This is a genomic window from Pseudomonas orientalis (assembly GCF_001439815.1).
Lineage (GTDB): Bacteria > Pseudomonadota > Gammaproteobacteria > Pseudomonadales > Pseudomonadaceae > Aquipseudomonas > Aquipseudomonas orientalis.
Map to the genome: position 1 here is coordinate 34,894 of NZ_JYLM01000010.1, position 18,470 is coordinate 53,363.

Here is an 18,470-nt window from a genome sequence, read left to right on the forward strand (position 1 = left end):
AATGCATATGGATATGCCCTAACAGTATTTAAACTTCCATTCCCAGGCCTATAAATTCACTCCCCTGTCCGCCGGAAGTGAACCCAATGCCCGCCACCCCCCAAACCTTCGACATCCGCCCCTTCCCCGGCAGTGTCGGCGCCGAAATCATCGGCCTGGATCTGTCCCAACCCGTCAACGACCAGGACTTCGCCCGCATCCACCGCGCGCACCTGGACCACCACGTCATCGTGTTCCGCGACCAGCGCATCACCCCTGAACAACAGATCGCTTTCAGCCGCCGCTTCGGCGTGCTGCAAATTCATGTACTCAAGCAGTTCCTGCTGGCCAATCACCCGGAAATCCTGATCGTCTCCAACATCATCGAAAACGGCGAATCCATCGGCCTGGGTGATGCAGGCAAGTTCTGGCACTCGGACCTGTCGTACAAGGAGTTGCCCAGCCTGGGCTCGATGCTGCATGCCCAGGAACTGCCGTCCGAAGGTGGCGACACCCTGTTTGCCGACATGCACAAAGCCTGGGAGCAACTGCCTGGGCATCTGCGCAAAGCCGTCGAGGGGCGCCGCGCCGCGCATTCCTACACCGCGCGTTACAGCGAAACCAAATTCGAAGGCAACTGGCGCCCGACCCTGACCCCGGAACAGCTCGCCCAGGTGGCCGAAGTGGTGCACCCCATCGTGCGCACCCACCCTGAAAACGGCCGCAAGGCGCTGTTCGTCAGCGAAGGCTTTACCACCCGCATCGTCGGCCTGCCGGATGACGAAAGTCGCGACCTGCTGGCCCAGCTCTACGCCCACAGCGTGCTGCCGGAAAACATTTACCGCCATCAGTGGCAGCCCCACGACCTGGTGTTCTGGGACAACCGCTCGCTGATCCACCTGGCCGCCGGTTGCCCGAGCCACCTGCGCCGTAAGTTGCTCCGTACCACCATCCAGGGCGACGCGCCGTTCTGAACCGATAAAGCCTGCTAGGATTGCGCCCAGTTCACTCCCGATCGATCACGAGTGCTTGGCATGCAACTACCGGACATGAACCTGCTCGTCGCCCTCGACGCCTTGCTTGATGAAGGCAGCGTGGTGGGCGCGGCGCGGCGGATGAACCTGAGCCCGGCGGCCATGAGCCGCACCCTCACGCGTATCCGCGAAGCAGTGGGCGATCCGATCCTGGTACGCGCCGGTCGCGGCCTGGTGCCGACGCCCAAGGCGCTGGAGCTGCAAGGCCAGGTGCGCAACGTGGTGGAGCAGGCGGCGTTGCTGTTTCGCTCCGCCGATCAGGTGGACTTGAGCACCCTGCGCCGCCGCTTCAGCGTGCGCGCCAATGACTTTTTCATCGGCGTGTATGGCGGTCGCTTGTTCGACACCCTGCAGCGCGTGGCGCCGCTGTGCGAACTGCGCTTCGTGCCCGAAGGCGACACCGACGACGAAGCGCTGCGCGAGGGGCGATTGGACTTGCGGGTGAGCAACACCATGCCGGCAAGCCCCGAAGCGAAGGTGCAAAACCTGTTCTCGACCACGTTCGTCGGCCTGGCGCGGCAAGACCACCCGCTGTTCGACGAAGAAATCACCACCGCACGCTTTGCCAGCTATTCCCACATCAGCATCTCGCGGCGCGGCATCGCCCGTGGGCCCATCGATACCGCGTTGAATGCCCAGGGCCTGGAGCGCCGCGTAGCCATGATCGCTCCGGGCTTTCACGGTGCGATGTTCATGCTGCCCGACTCAGACCTGCTGCTGCCGGTGCCCAAGGAAGCGCTCCTGAGCGTCAGGCGCTTGAACCTGCCGCTGCGCTCGTTCGCCTTGCCGATTTCGCTGCCGACCCTGGTATTGGCGCAATCCTGGCACCCGCGCTTCGACAAGGACCCGGCGCACAAATGGCTGCGCGAAACCATGCGCGAGAGCTGCCACGCCACCTGGCTCGCAGCGCAGCCCTCAGCCAGTCTGTAGGAGCGAGCTTGCTCGCGAAAAACGTCAACGATAACGCGTGCTTCCTGAATGAACGCGGCGCCTGTGGGTTTTTCGCGAGCAAGCTCGCTCCTACATTAGGGCTTGCCCCCCTCCGATCATGGATTGCGCATGACGCACTTATAACCTGCCAACAAGTCACTTTTTGTCATGCATTTGCCTGATTAAACTACTCGGGTATTCCTATTCCGAGTTACCTGACCATGACGTCCCTCGCTGCCCCCGCCTTCGAGGCCGCAGCCAAACCCACTGCGCCCAGCCCACCGGTGTTCGGCCCGCGCATCATCATCGGCCTGGTCGGCGTGTTGCTGGCGGTGCTGGTGTCCGGCCTCAACGAGATGGTCACCAAGGTCGCCCTCGCCGACATCCGTGGGGCGCTGTACATCGGCTTTGACGAAGGCACCTGGCTGGTGGCGGCCTACACCGCCACTTCCGTGGCCGCGATGGCGTTCGCACCATGGTGTGCGGTGACGCTCTCGCTGCGGCGGTTCACCCTGTGTGCCATCGGTTTGTTTACCCTGCTCGGCATCCTGTGCCCGTTTGCGCCGAACTACGAAAGCCTGCTGCTGTTGCGCACCGTGCAAGGCCTGGCCGGTGGCGCGTTGCCGCCGATGCTGATGACCGTGGCGCTGCGGTTCCTGCCGGCCAACGTCAAGTTGTACGGCCTGGCCGGTTATGCCCTGACGGCCACCTTCGGCCCAAGCCTGGGCACGCCGCTGGCGGCGCTGTGGACCGAATATGTCGGCTGGCAATGGGCGTTCTGGCAGATCGTCGGGCCCTGCCTGTTGGCGATGGCCGCCGTGGCCTACGGCTTGCCGCAGGACCCGCTGCGCCTGGAGCGTTTCAAACACTTCAACTGGCGTGGTCTGCTGTTGGGCTTCCCGGCGATCTGCATGCTGGTGATCGGCCTGTTGCAAGGCAATCGCCTGGACTGGTTCGAGTCGGGCCTGATCACCTTCCTGCTCAGTGGCGGCACGCTGCTGATGGTGCTGTTCATGCTCAATGAATGGTCGCATCCGCTGCCGTTCTTCAAGTTGCAGATGCTCGGCCTGCGCAACCTGTCGTTCGCGTTGATCGTGCTGGCCGGCGTGTTGATGGTGTTGACCTCGGTCATCATCATCCCGTCGAGTTTTCTCGCTCAGGTCCAGGGTTACCGCCCCCTGCAAACCGCGCCGGTGATGCTGCTGATGGCGCTGCCGCAGTTGATCGCGCTGCCACTGGTGGCGGCGCTGTGCAACCTGCGCTGGGTCGATTGCCGTTGGGTATTGGGGATAGGCCTGGGCATGTTGGTGCTGTGCTGTATCGGCAGTTCGCACCTGACCTCGACGTGGATCCGCGATGATTTTTATGGCTGGTACCTGCTGCAGATTTTCGGTCAGCCGATGGCCGTGTTGCCGCTGCTGATGCTGTCCACCGGCAGTATCCAGCCCATCGAAGGGCCGTTCGCCTCGGCCTGGTTCAACACCATCAAGGGCCTGTCCGCCGTGATCGCCGCCGCCGTGCTGGATACGCTGACCACCCGGCGCGGGCATTTCCACTCGACCATGCTGGTGGACCGGCTGGGCAACTCGCCCCTTGCCGACGCTGACGCGCCGGGCCTCGCCCACCGCTTGCACGAGCAGACCGTGGTGCTGACCTCTTCGGATCTTTACGTCGTCATGGCCGGTGTCGCGGTGGCGTTGATCCTGCTGATTTTCTGGATGCCCACGCGGATCTTTCCGCCTCGCGCACCGACCTGACCCCAAGGATTTCCCATGAAACGCAAAGACAAAATTGCCGTCTCCGTTATCGCTGTGTTTGCCGTCGGCGTGCTGGTGTACCTGGCTGCGCCGGGCATCCTGGGCAGCCGGCGCCAGGCCACCAACGACGCCTTCGTCGCCGCCGATTTCACCCTGGTCGCCCCCCGCGTGGCCGGGTTCATTAAGGAAGTGCTGGTGCAAGACAACCAGCGCGTCAAGGCCGGCCAGCTGTTGGCGTTGATCGACGACCGTGACTTTCGCGCCGCCGCCCAGGCCGCCGACGCCGACACCCTGGTCGCCCAGGCGCAACTGAAAAACGCCAGCGCGACCCTGGAACGCCAAAGCTCGGTGATCGCCCAGGCCCAGGCCACAGTCGCGGCGGACCGTGCCGAAGTGGCCTTTGCCGAACACGAACTGAACCGCTACAACCACCTCGCCGGCGTCGGCGCAGGCACCGTGCAGAACGCCCAGCAAGCCAAGACCCGCATCGACCAGGCCACTGCGCGCCTGGCCAAGTCCACCGCAGTGCTGGCCGCCGAACGCAAGCAAGTGGAAATCCTCACGGCCCAGCGCGACGCCGCCGAAGGTGGGCTCAAGCGCGCCCAGGCCGCGCTGGAAATGGCCAGTTATCAACTGTCCTACACGCGCATTGTCGCGCCGGTCGACGGCATGGTCGGTGAGCGGGCGGTACGGGTCGGCGCCTATGTGACACCGGGCAGCAAGATCCTCGCGGTGGTGCCGCTGGCCGAGGCCTATGTCGTGGCCAATTTCCAGGAGACGCAACTGTCCCATATGCATGCCGGCCAAGCCGTGCAAGTGCGCGTCGACAGCCTCGACGGCGAGGTGCTCAACGGTCATCTGGAAAGCCTGGCGCCGGCTACGGGGGTGACGTTCGCCTCGGTCAAGCCGGACAACGCCACCGGCAACTTCACCAAGGTGGTACAGCGCATTCCGGTGAAGATCGTGCTGGAGCCCAATCAGCCGCTGACCGAGCGCTTGCGCGTCGGTATGTCGGTGGAGGCCAGCGTCGACACGCAGGCGGTCGCGCCACACCCTGAGGTGGCCCAGCAATGAAACACGTCGCCTGGCTCACCTTGAGCCTCATCAGCCTGAGTGCCTGCACCGTCGGCCCGGATTTCCAACGGCCCCAAGGCCCGCAAGTCGCCCAATGGGGTGAGCCCCAGGGGCGTCAGGCAGCCAGTCGTGCCAGCAGCGACCCGTTGCAGGAGCGCTGGTGGGACGTGTTCCACGACGAACAGTTGTCAGCGCTGACACGCCGCGCCCTCAGCGATAACCTCGACCTGAAACTGGCCGGCAGCCGTCTGCAACAGAGCCGCGCCGTGCGCCAGGTGACCACCGCCGAGCGTTACCCCGACGTCGATGCGGGCGGCGGTTACCAGCGCAAGCGCAACAGTGGCAAAGGCTTGAACGATCCTTCCGGCGAGAACGGCCGCTCGGCCTTCAGCCAATGGGACATGGGCTTTTCCGCTGCCTGGGAGCTGGATTTCTGGGGTCGGGTCAAGCGTGAGACCGAAGCCGCCGACGCCACCCTGGAGGTCGCCGAAAACGACCGCCGCGCCGTGTTGCTGTCGGTGCTGGCCGAGACCGCGCAGGACTACATCCAACTGCGCGGCGTACAGAACACCCGCGCCGTCACCGAGCAAAACCTCGATGTCGCCCGCCACAGCCTGAAGCTCTCGCAACTGCGCCTGGCCGACGGCGTGGCGACCGACCTCGACGTGGCCGAAGCCGCCGCCCAGGTCGCCGCCATCGAAGCGCGCCTGCCGGATTTGCAGCAGCGCCAGGACCAGTTGATCAACGCCCTGAGCCTGCTGATGGGCGAGCCGCCGCAAGCCCTGCACGCGCAGCTGTCCAAGGACGCCGCCGTGCCGCAGACCCGGCGCCAGGTCGCCATCGGCCTGCCGTCGGAACTGGCCGAGCGCCGCCCGGACATCCGCCAGGCCGAAGCTCGTTTGCACGCCGCCACCGCTAGCATCGGCGTGGCCAAGGGTGATTTCTACCCGCGCATCACCCTGTCCGGCAGCCTTGGCTCGCAAGCCATGCAGCTCTCGGACTTCGGCTCCTGGGGCTCGCGCGCCTTCGCCTTCGGCCCGCAATTGAGCCTGCCGCTGTTCAACGGCGGGCGCCTGCAAGGCAGGGTGGATTTGCGTGAAGCCCAGCAACAGGAAGCGGCGATTTCCTACCAGCAAACCGTGCTGCGCGCCTGGCACGAGATCGACGACCAACTGACCCGCTACAACGCCAGCCAACTGCGCCGCGACAGCCTGGCCGAAGCCGTGCGCCAGAACCAGATCGCACTCACCACCGCGCAACACCAGTACGTCGAAGGCGTGGCGGATTTCGTCAATGTGCTCACCGTGCAAAGCGCGCTGCTGGCGACCCAGGAGCAGTGGGTGGAAAGCTCCACGGGCGTGTCGTTGGCCATGGTCGGCTTGTACAAGGCGTTGGGAGGAGGGTGGGAGTCGGTGTATCCGTTGCAAGCCGCTCACTGATGACTGTGGGAAGCCGAGCGTGCCTTTTACGTGACGTCGTCTTCAGTTGCGCACCCGTCAAGGGTGCGCGCTGTTGCCGCCAGGTGGGCATCGGGTTCTCCTTCAGTGCGAATTCGCCCAGGCTCACGGGCGAGGCTCATGGTAATCCCAACCTGGTCAAGTTCCGGCGATGCAATGCTCGCCATACCTTCCTCCAGGTCCATCGCGCTAAGCACATTCATCAGCACACCGAGGGATACGCCTGCCTCGCCCTGTCTCAGCCGTTGATAGGTTTGCCTTGTGATGCCCGCGCGGCTGCAGATGGTGGAGATTTTCAACCGACGACGAATGCGGGCTATTTCGATGCCGTTCCCGATACCTCTTATCAGTTCAGCGCTTCTCTCTGAAATATACCCTTTGTGGGGATAGGGCTTCGCTGTTTCTTGCATGATATATCACCCGTTAAAGCAGTAAAGGTAACTTATATCATCCAAGTATCTGAGGCCACCTGCAAAAAACCGACTCAATGCCCTAATGGCTTTTTGTAGGAGCGAGCTTGCTCGCGAAAAACTCACAGGCGCCGCGTTCAATCAGGAAACACGCGTTATCGTTGACGTTTTTCGCGAGCAAGCTCGCTCCTACAGAGGACATTTGGCTCGATGCCCGTTTTTTTTCCATGGTTGGAAGATTCAAAGGTTCTGCAAAAACACCACATACCCCCGAAACCACTCATTGCCCCGCAGATACCCCGGCTCTTGCCACTCCCCGCCCTGAATCAAACCAATCTTGAACGGCACGCCGAGCCGATTCATCCGCGGCAAATATGCCGCGTAATCCGGGATGCTTTGACGTCCTTGATAGGTCTGCACCACCACCTCATCCACCACGCCCTTGAGCTGGGCGATGGCGGCCGGGTCGGCGTTGCTGCTCCAGTCCATCAGGCCGGTGATGCTCAGCCGCAGGTCGGCCGGCAGACGCTGGCGCAGGTCGCGCAGGAAGGCGGCGTATTCGTGCAGGTACTGGGTGCGGGCGTCGAAGTCGATCTGGATGCCAATTACCGGATTGCCCGCGTCACGCCAGCGTTGCACCTGACCGAGCAGTTGGGTGTAGACCTGCTCCGGCCATCGCAGAGTGTGGGCGCGGTAGACCACCCAGACTTCGCCTTGGGTAATGCGTGGCACGCTGATGCCCTGGGCGATCAGCTGCACGCCGCGCTGGGGCGCGCGGCGGGTGGAATTGATCTGGCCTTGCAGAATATACAGGGTTCTGGCCTGCTTGATCACCGGCTGGGGCGTGACACCGCTCCACAGCCAGAAGGCGTCATAGTCGCGGGCGTCGACGCCGCCGAAGGCCGGGCTTGCCAGCAGCAGCAAGCCCAGCCACAGGGTTTTCACCAGTAGTACTGCAGCGATTTGCCCCACTGGGTGTCGGCGTAACCGCTCTTGAGCTGGCGGAACCAGCCCTTGCGCACCGTCGGCGCCACGTCTTCACCCCCGCAACTGTTGTAGCCGGCCGGCGCGTAGCAATTGATGGCGCGAAACAGTGCGTAGGCCTTGTCGGTTTTCGGTGCCTTGGCGTTGGCGATCACCTGCTTGTAGCCGTCCAGACGCGAGAAGGTTTCACCTTTGAACTGCGAGGCGGTGCTGCCCAGGCTGCCGGCGGCGCGGGGTTGTTCCAGGGGCATGCCGTCCAGGCCGTTGCGCAGGATGAATTCACCGAAGCAATTCAGTGCGTGCGGGTCTTTGGCGTCGTTCTGCAAGGTCGCGGCGGTTTGCGCGATGCTTGGGCAGGCGTAGCCGGATTCTGCTTTGTCGCCGTTCCACTGGAACAGCTTCAAGGTCTGGCCGCTGGTGTAGGTGTAGCCCAGGCTGGTGCCGAGCTTGTCTTCGGAGAACGAGGCTTGCTTGAGGTCGTCGGCGAAGGTCGCAAACTGGCTGTGCAGCAGGTCTTTGTAGAGCAGCACGAACTGTGCGGTCTGGCGTTCGGTCGGGTCGCTGGCATTGGCGATCTGCTGGCGCAGCAGCTCGGGGCCGGCGACGTTGCGCAGCAGGATGTAACGCACCTGTTTGGCGCTGATCGGCGAGTCGGTTGCGAACACTTTGACCAACTGGCCGCTGCGCTCGTAGTTCATCGCCAGGGCCAGCTCCAGTTGGTCGCGTTGCAGCGGTTGCTTGGCCAGGGGCAACAGTTGCAGCCACAGGGCTTGCGCACCTGCCCAGTCTTGTTTGGCTTCCAGGGCCAGGGCGCGCAGGGTCTGCTGGCTGAAGGCGAAATAGTCCAGGTTTGACGGCACGTCCGCCGGCAGATGCTTGAGGGCCGTATCGGGCTGATGCTCGACGTACAGGGCATACGCCGCTTGCAGGTAGTCGAACAACGCCGGCTCGTTGGCGAAGGTGCTCTTTTGCTTGTCGAGGTCTTCGCGGCTCAACAGGGGCGGGGTGTGGGCACGCATCGCCATCAGGTCGCTGACCACCTGCAGCATCGGGCTGTTCGCCGACTGGTTGCCGACCATCAACAGCTTGAGGTCGGCCTCTTCCACCAGTTCGTCCACGCTGACATTGCGCTGTGCGTCGGTGGCCTCGGTGAACTGCCAGGTGAAGTCTTCGGCAAGCTTGGCATCGTCCTTCGCCAGCCAATGCACCCGGCGCAGCAGGCCACGGGCGGAGGCCACGTAATCGCCTTGTGGATACGTTTTCAGGTAACCGAGAAAGCCTTGTTCGGCGGCGTTCAACGCGGGCTTGTCCACCTGCTCGCGCTGCGGCATGCCGTATTCGTCGAACGCCTGGGCCTGGGCCTGGTTCAGCGCGGTACGCGCGCTCATGTACAGCGCGGTTTCCTTCAGCCAGGGTACATCGCTGGCCCGTGCGGCGGCGAAACCGCGCTCGGCATCACCGAAGCGGCCACTGTAGAAATCAGCGGCGGCCTGCAAATAAGTGCGAAACAGTTGGGCATTGGGCGAGGGCGTCAACGGTGCGTCCACCACCTGGCCGTCCCAGTCACAGGTTGTCAGCAACTGCAAACGTGCTTTGACCAACACGTCGCGCTCGGCCGGCGGCATATCGGCCTTGATCACCTGGCTGATAAACGCCGTGGCGCTGTCGTCATCGTTGCTGCGGCAGCGGCTGCCCTCACCATTGAGGAAGGCTTCGCCGGCGGTCTTGTATTCCTCACGCTTGATGCCCAGCGGTTGAAGCAGGGTGTCGAGTTCGGCGGTGCGCGAGTCGTCCGCCTGGTTATCGGGTTCATCGCTCGCGGCCGGGATCGGCACCAGGCGGTATACCGGAAACGGCACCGGGCCGAAGCCCTGGGCCAGGTCGTCTTCGCCCAAGGCATTAGGGGTCAGCGGCGCGGCTTTTTTATCGGCCAGCAACAGGCGCAGGTTGACCCGGCTATCGTTGCCAGGGCTGAGAAAAGGCTGGTTGCTGCAGGGTTCAAGACTGTCACGCGACACCCGCCAGTCGGGGTAGCACGAGTCGTCGGAACTGGCCTGGGCCGCCAGGGGAATACCGGCCAGCAGGGCCAGAGCCAGAGGTGACAGCAAACCGATGCGCATAACGTTTCCTTGATCCTGAGTCCGTGGAGGAGGGCAATCATAGCCTGATCCTACGAGTGCTTCGGTGAAGGCCTACGCAAATTGTTGATTTGTCCGATTCCAGCAACGGCCCCAGGGCTTTTGCCCTACAGTGGCGGTGTTTGCATATGCGCAGTATTTGTCCCGTAGTGGGCAGTCGTAACGGAGTCGATATGCGTCGGTCTGTGGTAGAGCAAAATGAAAAAGTCCGGGCCTTGCCTGCGTTCAATCGCCTGACCCGGGACGGTGCCGGATGGCTCAGCCGTCTCTGGTGGGTGCCGATCCTGGCGCTGGCCATGGCCCTGCGGTTCTACCACATGACGTCGGCGGCGATCTGGGGTGACGAGGGCTCGAGCCTCTTGCTCAGCGAATATGCGGTGGCCGACCTGTGGTTTCACGCCGCCCACGATGTGCATCCGCCGCTGTATTTTCTGCTGCTGCGCGGCTGGATCGAAGTGTTTGGCGACAGCATCTGGTCGATCAGAAGCATGAGTGCCATCCCCGGTGCCGTCGTGGTGGGCCTGGGGGTCTGGCTGACGCGTCAATTGTCCAGCCGTCGCGCCGCGCTGCTGGCGGGTATCCTGCTGGCGCTGCTGCCGACGGCGGTGCGCTACAGCCAGGAAGTGCGCATGTATTCGCTGCTCGGCGTATGGCTGTTGGGGGCGACGCTGGCGCTGGTGTACTGGATGAGGCAGCCCGAGCGCACGCGTTACCTGGCCGCTTACGTGCTGCTGATGAGTGCCGGTTTCTATACCCATTACTTCACCGCGCTGTGCGTGCTGGTGCACTGGGCATACCTGGGGCTGCAGCCGCCCGGCCAGCGTTTGCTCACGCGCCCGGCATGGTGGGCGGCCAACGCCACGATTGTGGTGTTGTACCTGCCCTGGCTGCCGAACCTTCTGGACCTGGTGCAGCACGTCGAACAGCTCAAGGTAGGCGGGGACATTGGTTGGGAAGAGCCGGTCAACCTGCTGTCCCTGCCCTCGATGATCTGGCAGTTCGTGTTGCAGGATGAAGGCGTTGATTTCTGGGCGCCGCTGTTCTGGATTTTTCCGCTGTTGTTGGTCGCGGTGGTCCTGGTGACGGCATGGCGCAACCCCGGGGCTCATTTGCCTGCATTGTTTTTCCTGCTGCCGTTGCTGTTGGTGTACGGCGTGTCGTTTATCTCGCCGGTCTTTATCGAGCGCTACCTCACGGTGTATGCCCTGGGTCTGCCAATCACCCTTGCGCTTGCCATCGACCGCTTGCCGTCACGCCTGTCATGGCTGGGCGCAGCGCTGTTGGTGCTGTTTATTGGCATGGAACTGCTGGGCCTGAAGAACAACTTCGAGGTGGATGAGCAGGATCAATTCAACGTGCCGGTGGAGTTCGTCAATCGCAATTACCAGGAGGACGACCGCATCGTCCTCAGCGACATGATGTGGTATCTGAGCTACGTGTATTACGATCAGACCGATGCGCAGTTGCAGCTTTACACCCCGCCCAAACCTGACGGCACCTCGACCCGCCCGAATGCCTACGGCTTCGGCACGCTGGTGGATCAGGACGGCGGACGCATCTATCTGGATCGCCTGTCAGCACTGCCTGTCCAAACGCGGCGGGTATGGTTGATCAGCAGCAACGAAGCGCCGGACGAATTCGCGCCACTGCCCAACGGCTGGCGCGAACTCAGTCGCCAGGACGGCGGTGGCGCGAGGGCGCGGTTGTTCGTGTTATGCAACGTACCGGCGCCGCAGCCTGAAGGCTGTCGCTAGACGCTCCTGAAAGGGCTCGCTCTTGAACAGGCTTGTGAGGAACATTCCATGGAGTCGCCCTGGGCAGCGAGTTGAATCTGAAGTCGCAGGGTGGGCGAGCGGTGTAAAAAAATATCCAAAGAAATGCAGGGATGTAAAAAAAAATGGTGAGCGGTAAAAAAAACTGGGCTTTAATCGCTCAAGTGAATTTTTTCTGGAAGGGCTCGCCATGCCGACAGTCGGATACGCTCATCTGTGTGAGGCGCTGGATCTAAAGGTGATCGCACCGCTGCGGGCTGCGATGATCAAGCCGGTGACCAGGATTTCTCTGATCGGTGGCTGCCTGGCGGTGCCCCATTCGGTGGCGCCTGCCCAGCATGCGCTGTTTGAGCACGTACTGTTTGCACTTAAGCATGAAGGGGTGAATCTGGCGATACTTGCCCAAGTGTTCGAACAGCTCGGCCCAGAGCCGTTCCTAGAGGCGCTGGCCGACTCGCCCAACGGTGCGTTTATCCGAAAAGCCTGTTTTCTTTGGGAAGGCTTTACCGGGAAAATGCTTGATCACGCCCTTCCTGTTCGTGGGCGCGTCGTTCCCTTGTTCGATCCCCAGCGCTATGTGACTGGCCCCAGTATTCGCAACAGTCGTTGGCGAGTGGATTTCAATGGTTTGGGCTCTTTGCATTATTGCGCCACCGTAGAGCGAACGCCTGAGCTGGAAGCGTTGTTGGCGCTTGATGTATTGGCTCGCGCCAAATCCTTCATGGCCACCCTCCCACCCGAAATGATGGACCGCGCCATCCAGTGGGCGTACCTGCACGAAACCCGCGATTCATTTGCCATCGAAAAAGAACAACCCAGCGAAGAAAAATCCCGTCGCTTCGTTCAACTCCTGCGCCAGGCCCACGAAGGCCGTTTGCTCACCGAGGACTACTTGGTCGAGCTGCAAAACAGCACCGTCTCCAACCCCTTCGACAAAGCCGTCGCGTTTCGCCACGAACAGAACCATCTGCACAACGGGCTGCGCGGCGCAGCCGGTGTGAGCTACGTACCGCCCGCCCCCGCGCTTTGCCAGGAATTGATGGAGGAGCTGATGGCCTTCGCCAACCAGCCCGTGCGAGACGTCGATCCTTTGGTTGCGGCGGCGGTCACCGCTTTCGGCTTCGTCTTCCTGCACCCGTTCATGGACGGTAATGGGCGCCTGTCTCGCTTCCTGATTCACCAGACGCTTTGCCACTACGGTGCATTGGAAAACGGCTTGTTGTTACCGGTCTCCGTCGCCATGAAGCACGAAGAGCAAGCCTACCTGGAGGCGCTGAAAACCTTTTCCCAGCCAACCCGTGAATTCTGGAACGTCACCTGGCTGGATGCGGAGCATATGGCCTTTGACTTCATCGGCCATCCCTCGATCTACCGCTACTGGGATGCGACCCGCTGCGTCGAATTCACCCTGCAAATGGCCCGCCGTGCCCTGGAAGTGGAACTGCGCGAAGAAACCGAATTCCTCGACCGCTACGACCGTGTGATCAAGGCGGTGAACCAACGCTACGACGTACGTGGGAGTGATTTGTCGAAGCTGGTAATGATGTGCCTGGATAACGGGGGGAAGGTCTCGAAGCACCGGCGTAAGCAGTTTCAGTACAGCGTGGCGGAAGAGGTGTTCGGGTTTATTGAAGAGGAGACCATGAGGTTGATTGGCGAGTAAAAGGGCGATTGCTCACAGATCTAAATGTGGGAGGAGGCCGTGGTGTGCCGCTGAATCGCTCCATCCATCGAGAAACTGTTTCAAAACTTGACGACGACTCGTCCCTCCATCATATTAATAGTTAGCAAACTAACTGTATGCAAGCTATCCAATGCCTCAGTCCCTCGAACAACTCCAGATGAACCTCAGCAGCAGCATGGTGGTGGGCGCCCGTAACTGGCGCAAGATCTGCCAGACCACGCTGGTGAGCTATGGCATCTCCGAAGCCTGCGCCGTGCCGTTACTGATGATCGGTCGCTTGGGCGACGGTGTGCATCAAGTCAAAGTAGCCCAGGCTTCCGGTATGGAAAGCCCATCACTGGTGCGCCTGCTCGACCGGCTGTGCGGTGACGGTTACGTCTGCCGCACCGAAGACATCCACGACCGCCGTGCCAAGGCCCTTAGCCTCACCGAGCGTGGCCGTGAGCTGGTGCAGGCGGTGGAGGCGCAACTGGTGCGCCTGCGTAACGAAGTCCTGGCGGATATTGCCACGCCGGATCTGGAAGCCGCGCTGCGGGTGCTGCGGGCCTTCGAAGCGGCCGAGGCTGTGTCGCCTTGAACGGATTCCTTACCGGTTTTCCACCTGCCCGCGACTGGTTCTACGGGGTGCGTACCTTCGCCGCGTCGATGATCGCGCTGTACATCGCCATGCTCATGCAAATGCCGCGTCCGTATTGGGCGATGGCCACGGTGTATATCGTCTCCAGCCCGTTTGTCGGGCCCACCAGTTCCAAAGCCTTGTACCGCGCGATCGGCACTTTGATGGGCGCGGCGGCGGCGGTGTTTTTTGTACCGATGTTCGTGCAGTCACCCTACATTCTGGTGGTGGTGATCGCTCTGTGGACGGGCACCCTGCTGTTCCTTTCCCTGCATCTGCGCACAGCCAACAGCTACGCCCTGATGCTGGCCGGCTACACCTTGCCGCTGATTGCCCTGCCGGTGGTGGACAACCCCCTGGCGGTGTGGGATGTGGCCGAGGCGCGTACCGAGGAAATCTTTCTCGGTATCGCCGTGGCCGCCGTGGTGGGCGCGATGTTCTGGCCGCGTCGCCTGATGCCGGTGTTCGATGGCTCGGTCGCCAAGTGGTTCAGCGACGCCCAGGTCTACAGCCAGCGCTTTCTCACCCGCGATGTGGAGCCTGAAGCGGTCAGCAGCCTGCGCGGTGGCATGGTCGCCACCTTCAACACCCTCGAATTGATGATCGGCCAGTTGCCCCACGAAGGCGCGCGGCCGCAGACGGTGCGCAACACTAAGGAATTGCGCGGGCGCATGGTCCACCTGTTGCCGGTGATCGATGCCCTGGACGATGCGGTGTACGCCATCGAACATCGCGCGCCGGAATTTCTCGCTCAGCTCACGCCGTTGCTGCAAGCCGCCAGCGCCTGGCTGCAAGGCACCACCGAAACCGCCCCCCTGGAACGCTGGCGCGTACTACGCGACACGATCGATGCCGCGCAACCTCAGGGCGAGGCGCTGGACGACCGTCACACGCTGCTGTTCTCCAACGCCCTGTACCGCCTGGGCGAGTGGGTCGACCTGTGGCAAGACTGCCGCAGCCTGCAAGCCGCCATTCAGTGCGAAAGCCAGGACACCTGGCGCGCCGTCTACCGCCACTGGCGCCTGGGCCGGCTCACGCCGTTCCTCGACCGTGGGCTGATGTTCTACTCGGCGTTTTCCACCGTCACCGCGATCATCGTTGCCTCGGTGCTGTGGATTTTGCTGGGCTGGACTGATGGCGGCAGCGCGGTAATCCTCGCTGCCGTGGCGTGCAGCTTTTTCGCCTCGATGGACGACCCCGCGCCGCAGATCTACCGGTTCTTTTTCTGGACTGCCATGTCGGTGCTGTTCGCCAGCCTGTATCTGTTCCTGGTGCTGCCCAACCTGCACGATTTCCCCATGCTGGTGCTGGCGTTCGCCGTGCCGTTCATCTGCATCGGCACCCTCACTGTGCAGCCACGGTTTTACCTGGGCATGCTGCTGACGCTAGTCAATACTTCGTCCTTCATCAGCATCCAGGGCGCCTATGACGCGGACTTTCTCAACTTCGCCAATGTCAACCTGGCCGGTCCCGTGGGCCTGCTGTTTGCCTTTGTATGGACCCTGATCGCACGGCCCTTCGGCGCCGAACTGGCGGCCAAGCGCCTGACCCGTTTCAGCTGGCGCGACATCGTCAGCCTCACCGAGCCCGCCACCCTGGCCGAACACCGACACATGGCCGCACAAATGCTCGACCGCCTGATGCAGCACCTGCCGCGCCTGGCCCTCACCGGCCAGGACACCGGCACCGCCCTGCGCGACCTGCGCGTGGCGCTGAACCTGCTCGATCTGCTCGCCTACTCGCCGCGCATCCTCGGCGTGCCGCGTGTGTTGCTCAACCAGGTGGTGGAAGGCGTGGGCGGTTATTTCAAAGCCTGCCTCAAGGCCGGTGAACGCTTGCCCGCGCCCAGCGGTCTGCTGATGACCCTGGACCGCACGCGCCGCGCCCTCAACGGCCAGGGCCTGCAAGACGCCGATGACACGCGCCTGCACCTGCTGCATGCCCTGGCCGGCCTGCGCCTGGCGCTGTTGCCTGGCGTGGAGTTTATTGGCGGCACGGAAATCGAAGCGCCGCTACCTGATGGAGCGCCTTTATGATCGGTGACCTGGATATCAGCGGCGTCTTCCTGCCCACGCTGCTGGTGCTGATGGGCATTACCTATGTGTTGTTTCTGGTGGTGCACGGGCTGTTGACGCGCATGCACTTCTATCGCCTGGTCTGGCACCGGGCATTGTTCAATGTGGGGCTCTACGCGCTGTTGCTGGGCGCGGTGGACTCACTCAGTCGATATCTGATGACATGAAAAAACCTTTTTTGACCATCGGCCGTGTTGTCCTCACGCTGTTGATCGTGACGTTTGCGGTCGTCGTCGTGTGGCGCATGGTCATGTACTACATGTTTGCGCCCTGGACCCGTGACGGCCACATCCGCGCCGACATCGTGCAGATCGCCCCGGACGTGTCCGGGCTGATCCAGCGCGTCGACGTGCGCGACAACCAGTTGGTGACCAAAGGCCAGGTGCTGTTCGCCGTCGACCAGGACCGTTTCAAGCTGGCCCTGCGCCAGGCCCAGGCCGCCGTGGCCGACCGCCAGGAAACCCTGGCCCAGGCCCAGCGCGAGTACAAGCGTAACCGTGGCCTGGGCAACCTGGTGCCCAGCGAGCAACTGGAAGAAAGCCAGTCCCGCGTGGCCCGTGCCCAATCGGCCCTGGCCGAGGCGCAAGTGACGGTGGATTCCGCCCAGCTCAACCTCGACCGCTCGGTGATCCGCAGCCCGGTGGACGGCTACGTCAACGACCGCGCGCCGCGCGCCCAGGAATTCGTCACCGCCGGGCGCCCGGTGCTGTCGGTGGTGGACAGCAACTCCTTCCATATCGACGGCTACTTCGAAGAAACCAAGCTGGACGGCATCCGCGTCGGCATGGGCGTGGACATCCGCGTGATCGGCGACAACGCCCGCCTGCATGGTCACGTGCAGAGCATCGTCGCCGGTATCGAAGACCGCGACCGCAGCAGCGGTTCCAACCTGCTGCCCAACGTCAATCCGGCGTTCAGCTGGGTGCGCCTGGCCCAGCGGATTCCGGTACGCATTGCCTTCGATGAGGTGCCGGCGGACTTTCGCATGATCGCCGGGCGTACCGCGACCGTGTCGATCATCGACGACACGGCCCACGCCGGAGACCAGCCATGAAACAACTGCTGGCCACCGCTGCGCTGGGGTTGTTGCTGTCGGCCTGCCAGGTGGTAGGCCCGGATTACAAGCTGCCGGACACGGCCGCCGTCAACCGTGACGACCTGCAAGGGACTATCGCGGGGGAGGGTAATAACGTGGTGTCGGCGCCCGTGCCGACCGACTGGTGGAAGCTGTACAAAGACCCGCGCCTGGATGAACTGGTGCGCCAGGCCATGGCTTCCAACACCGACCTGCGCGTGGCCGCCGCCAACTTGCAACGCGCGCGCTACCAGACCCAGCAGGCCGAATCCGCCGGCGGCTGGAGTGCCGGGGCCAAGGCTGAAGCGCAGCGGTTGCAGGAATCCGGCGAAGCCTTTTTGCTGGCGGACAAAGTCCCGGTGGACAACATCGGCAGCGTGGGCATCACCACCTCGTACCAATTCGATCTGTTCGGCACCTTGCAGCGCGGCATCGAAAGCGCCCAGGCCAGCGCCGATGCGGCCCAGGCGGCCGCCGATATCGCGCGCATTACCCTGGTGGCCGATGTGGTGCGCTCCTACACCCAGGTCTGCGCCGCCAACGAAGAGCTGGCAATAGCCAACGAGTCCCTCGACCTGCAAGCCCAAAGCACCAAACTGACCCAACGCCTGCGCGACGCCGGCCGTGGCGACGAAACCCAGGTCACGCGCTCTCAAACCCAATACAAATCCCTGCGCGCCGATATGCCGCGCTACGAAGCGGCGCGCCAGGCGGGGTTGTTCCGTCTGTCGATGCTGCTGGCCAAACCCCTCGATCAACTGCCGGCCGGCACCGCCAGTTGCGCCGAGTTGCCGCACATCGCCCAGCTGTTGCCGGTGGGCGACGGTGCGGCGTTGCTCAAGCGCCGCCCGGATGTGCGCCAGGCCGAACGCCAACTGGCCGCTGCGACGGCGCGCATCGGCGTGGCCACCGGCGCCTTGTACCCGGACATCGCCATCGGCGCCACGGTGGGCACGGTGGGCCTGCTCGACAACCTCGGCCAGCCGGCGACCAATCGCTGGGGCTTTGGCCCGATGATCAGCTGGACGGTGCCGACCAACGGTGCCCGTGCACGCATCCACGAAGCCGAAGCCGCGACCCAGGGTGCCCTGGCGCATTTCGACGGGGTGGTGCTCAACGCTATCCGCGAAACCCAGACCGGCCTGGCGCAGTACACCGCCATGCTGCAGCGCCGTGAAGCGTTGGCCGACGCCGAGCGCTCTGCTCGCGAGGCGGCGGACCAGACCCACCGCTTCTTCCAGGCCGGGCGCGAGTCGTTCCTGGCAGACCTGCAAGCCACGCGCACCTACACCACCATGCGCGCGCAATTGGCGGCGGCCAACACCCAGGTTGCGATGAGCCAGATCGACCTGTTCCTGGCCCTGGGCGGCGGCTGGGAAAGCGGACGAACGCAAGGGGTAAAACCCGGCAAACCGTGAGGTGATAGCTATGCTTTGTCCAAGGGGCGTCAAGCCTCGCTGGACACTGCTCGCGTTGCTCATGGGG

15 protein-coding genes are annotated in these 18,470 nt (G+C 63.1%); 12 read left to right on the forward strand and 3 right to left on the reverse strand.

Translation table 11 applies throughout. From position 1 onward, the window contains the following. The first annotated feature begins 86 nt into the window (after nt 1-86). From TU82_RS21855 to TU82_RS21875, 5 genes are all read left to right on the forward strand, one after another. Nucleotides 87-953 (forward strand): TauD/TfdA dioxygenase family protein, encoded by an 867-nt coding sequence (locus TU82_RS21855; protein ID WP_057725305.1) that lies wholly within the window; start codon nt 87-89, stop codon nt 951-953. A 60-nt stretch (nt 954-1,013) separates the two neighbouring features. Further along, entirely contained in the window at nt 1,014-1,943 is a 930-nt protein-coding gene (locus TU82_RS21860) for a LysR family transcriptional regulator (protein ID WP_057725306.1), read from the forward strand. A 221-nt stretch (nt 1,944-2,164) separates the two neighbouring features. Beyond that, complete coding sequence (locus TU82_RS21865; protein ID WP_057725307.1) at nt 2,165-3,700, forward strand: MFS transporter; 1,536 nt, start codon at nt 2,165-2,167, stop codon at nt 3,698-3,700. Between the two features lie 15 nt (nt 3,701-3,715). Then, nucleotides 3,716-4,774: an HlyD family secretion protein gene (locus TU82_RS21870; RefSeq protein ID WP_057725308.1), complete on the forward strand. Its 1,059-nt coding sequence runs from the start codon at nt 3,716-3,718 to the stop codon at nt 4,772-4,774. Next, nucleotides 4,771-6,213 carry an efflux transporter outer membrane subunit gene (locus tag TU82_RS21875; RefSeq protein ID WP_057725309.1) on the forward strand — a complete coding sequence of 481 codons (1,443 nt, stop codon included), beginning with the start codon at nt 4,771-4,773 and terminating at the stop codon, nt 6,211-6,213. Before TU82_RS21870 ends, TU82_RS21875 begins: the two co-directional genes overlap by 4 nt. A gap of 26 nt (nt 6,214-6,239) precedes the next feature. Here the strand turns inward: TU82_RS21875 and TU82_RS21880 are convergent, their stop codons facing one another. From TU82_RS21880 to TU82_RS21890, 3 genes are all read right to left on the reverse strand, one after another. After that, nucleotides 6,240-6,641 carry a helix-turn-helix domain-containing protein gene (locus tag TU82_RS21880; RefSeq protein WP_231982719.1) on the reverse strand — a complete coding sequence of 134 codons (402 nt, stop codon included), beginning with the start codon at nt 6,639-6,641 and terminating at the stop codon, nt 6,240-6,242. Nucleotides 6,642-6,881: 240 nt separating this feature from the next. Further along, nucleotides 6,882-7,586, reverse strand: a complete 705-nt coding sequence (locus TU82_RS21885; RefSeq protein ID WP_057725310.1) for a DUF3142 domain-containing protein — start codon at nt 7,584-7,586, stop codon at nt 6,882-6,884. Then, entirely contained in the window at nt 7,583-9,745 is a 2,163-nt protein-coding gene (locus TU82_RS21890) for a PA5441 family protein (RefSeq protein ID WP_057725311.1), read from the reverse strand. Before TU82_RS21890 ends, TU82_RS21885 begins: the two co-directional genes overlap by 4 nt. A 191-nt stretch (nt 9,746-9,936) precedes the next feature. Here TU82_RS21890 and TU82_RS21895 point away from each other — a divergent pair, with 191 nt between their 5' ends. From TU82_RS21895 to TU82_RS21925, 7 genes are all read left to right on the forward strand, one after another. Next, nucleotides 9,937-11,517: a glycosyltransferase family 39 protein gene (locus tag TU82_RS21895; protein ID WP_057725312.1), complete on the forward strand. Its 1,581-nt coding sequence runs from the start codon at nt 9,937-9,939 to the stop codon at nt 11,515-11,517. 208 nt (nt 11,518-11,725) lie between these two features. Next, entirely contained in the window at nt 11,726-13,198 is a 1,473-nt protein-coding gene (locus TU82_RS21900; protein WP_057725313.1) for a Fic family protein, read from the forward strand. A gap of 178 nt (nt 13,199-13,376) precedes the next feature. After that, nucleotides 13,377-13,796, forward strand: a complete 420-nt coding sequence (locus TU82_RS21905) for a MarR family winged helix-turn-helix transcriptional regulator (protein ID WP_057725314.1) — start codon at nt 13,377-13,379, stop codon at nt 13,794-13,796. Continuing rightward, entirely contained in the window at nt 13,793-15,871 is a 2,079-nt protein-coding gene (locus TU82_RS21910; RefSeq protein WP_057725315.1) for an FUSC family protein, read from the forward strand. Before TU82_RS21905 ends, TU82_RS21910 begins: the two co-directional genes overlap by 4 nt. Beyond that, nucleotides 15,868-16,077 carry a DUF1656 domain-containing protein gene (locus tag TU82_RS21915; protein ID WP_003187469.1) on the forward strand — a complete coding sequence of 70 codons (210 nt, stop codon included), beginning with the start codon at nt 15,868-15,870 and terminating at the stop codon, nt 16,075-16,077. Before TU82_RS21910 ends, TU82_RS21915 begins: the two co-directional genes overlap by 4 nt. Further along, a complete protein-coding gene (locus TU82_RS21920; protein WP_057725316.1) occupies nt 16,074-16,964 on the forward strand; it encodes an efflux RND transporter periplasmic adaptor subunit in 891 nt (296 codons plus the stop codon). Before TU82_RS21915 ends, TU82_RS21920 begins: the two co-directional genes overlap by 4 nt. Further along, entirely contained in the window at nt 16,961-18,403 is a 1,443-nt protein-coding gene (locus tag TU82_RS21925; protein ID WP_057725317.1) for an efflux transporter outer membrane subunit, read from the forward strand. The genes TU82_RS21920 and TU82_RS21925 overlap by 4 nt, the downstream gene beginning before the upstream one ends. Nucleotides 18,404-18,470: the final 67 nt, after the last annotated feature.

Coding starts and splice junctions, on each gene's coding strand:
- TU82_RS21860 (WP_057725306.1), top strand. CDS start 1,014: ATGCAACTACCGGACATGAACCTGCTCGTCGCCCTCGACGCCTTGCTT.
- TU82_RS21880 (WP_231982719.1), bottom strand. CDS start 6,641: ATGCAAGAAACAGCGAAGCCCTATCCCCACAAAGGGTATATTTCAGAG.
- TU82_RS21915 (WP_003187469.1), top strand. CDS start 15,868: ATGATCGGTGACCTGGATATCAGCGGCGTCTTCCTGCCCACGCTGCTG.
- TU82_RS21865 (WP_057725307.1), top strand. CDS start 2,165: ATGACGTCCCTCGCTGCCCCCGCCTTCGAGGCCGCAGCCAAACCCACT.
- TU82_RS21890 (WP_057725311.1), bottom strand. CDS start 9,745: ATGCGCATCGGTTTGCTGTCACCTCTGGCTCTGGCCCTGCTGGCCGGT.
- TU82_RS21895 (WP_057725312.1), top strand. CDS start 9,937: ATGCGTCGGTCTGTGGTAGAGCAAAATGAAAAAGTCCGGGCCTTGCCT.
- TU82_RS21855 (WP_057725305.1), top strand. CDS start 87: ATGCCCGCCACCCCCCAAACCTTCGACATCCGCCCCTTCCCCGGCAGT.
- TU82_RS21905 (WP_057725314.1), top strand. CDS start 13,377: ATGAACCTCAGCAGCAGCATGGTGGTGGGCGCCCGTAACTGGCGCAAG.
- TU82_RS21925 (WP_057725317.1), top strand. CDS start 16,961: ATGAAACAACTGCTGGCCACCGCTGCGCTGGGGTTGTTGCTGTCGGCC.
- TU82_RS21920 (WP_057725316.1), top strand. CDS start 16,074: ATGAAAAAACCTTTTTTGACCATCGGCCGTGTTGTCCTCACGCTGTTG.
- TU82_RS21875 (WP_057725309.1), top strand. CDS start 4,771: ATGAAACACGTCGCCTGGCTCACCTTGAGCCTCATCAGCCTGAGTGCC.
- TU82_RS21870 (WP_057725308.1), top strand. CDS start 3,716: ATGAAACGCAAAGACAAAATTGCCGTCTCCGTTATCGCTGTGTTTGCC.
- TU82_RS21900 (WP_057725313.1), top strand. CDS start 11,726: ATGCCGACAGTCGGATACGCTCATCTGTGTGAGGCGCTGGATCTAAAG.